This window comes from Parapedomonas caeni (assembly GCF_041060555.1).
Taxonomy (GTDB): Bacteria; Pseudomonadota; Alphaproteobacteria; order Sphingomonadales; family Sphingomonadaceae; genus CAUJIW01.
The window spans coordinates 1-916 of the sequence record NZ_JBEUDS010000066.1 but is presented as its reverse complement, the minus strand read 5'-3'; the positions used below and the strand labels follow the sequence as shown (position 1 = coordinate 916).

Below are 916 nucleotides of genomic sequence, written 5' to 3'. Positions count from 1 at the left end.
ACCGCGCTCTTGATGTCAGACTCCCTGAACAATTCTCGTTAATCGGGAAACTCAGAGCGCAGTATCCTGTGGTCACACTCTGCCACGTGTTCGGGGTTCATCGCAGTAGCTACAAATACTGGGAGAAAAGCGCCGAAAAGCCAGACGGCTGGCGAGCTGTGTTACGCAGCCAGGTTCGGGAGCTGCATAACATCAGCCATGGCTCTGCTGGCGCAAGAAGTATCGCCATTATGGCAACCCTGAGAGGCTTCAGAATGGGACGCTGGCTTGCTGGCAGGCTCATGAAAGAACTGGGGCTGGTGAGTTGTCAGCAGCCTACCCACCGGTATAAACGTGTTGGTCATGAACACATCGCTATCCCGAATCGCCTTGAGCGACAGTTCGCAGTGACAGAACCTAACCAGGTGTGGTGCGGCGATGTGACGTACATCTGGACAGGCAAGCGTTGGGCTTACCTTGCAGTTGTTCTCGATCTGTTCGCAAGGAAACCAGTGGGCTGGGCAATGTCATTCTCGCCGGATAGCAAGCTGACCATCAGAGCGCTGGAAATGGCGTGGGAAGCTCGCGGTAAACCAGCCGGAGTGATGTTCCACAGTGACCAGGGTAGCCACTATACAAGCAGGCAGTTCCGGCAGTTACTGTGGCGTTGCCAGATCAGGCAGAGTATGAGCCGACGTGGAAACTGTTGGGACAACAGCCCGATGGAACGCTTCTTCCGTAGTCTGAAAAACGAGTGGGTGCCAGTGACAGGTTATATAAACTTTAGCGATGCTGCTCATGCGATCACAGACTATATCGTCGGGTATTACAGCTCGCTAAGGCCGCATGACTATAACGGTGGGTTGCCCCCAAACGAATCGGAAAACCGATACTGGAAAAACTCTAAAGCCGTGGCCAGTTTTAGTTGACCACTACA

Annotated in this window: 1 protein-coding gene; it reads left to right on the top strand. The window is 53.5% G+C overall.

The genetic code is table 11. From position 1 onward, the window contains the following. Positions 1-908 (top strand): IS3 family transposase (locus tag ABU113_RS17185; protein WP_008325121.1); only part of this gene is annotated, 908 nt, incomplete at its 5' end. Between the last annotated feature and the right edge of the window lie 8 nt (positions 909-916).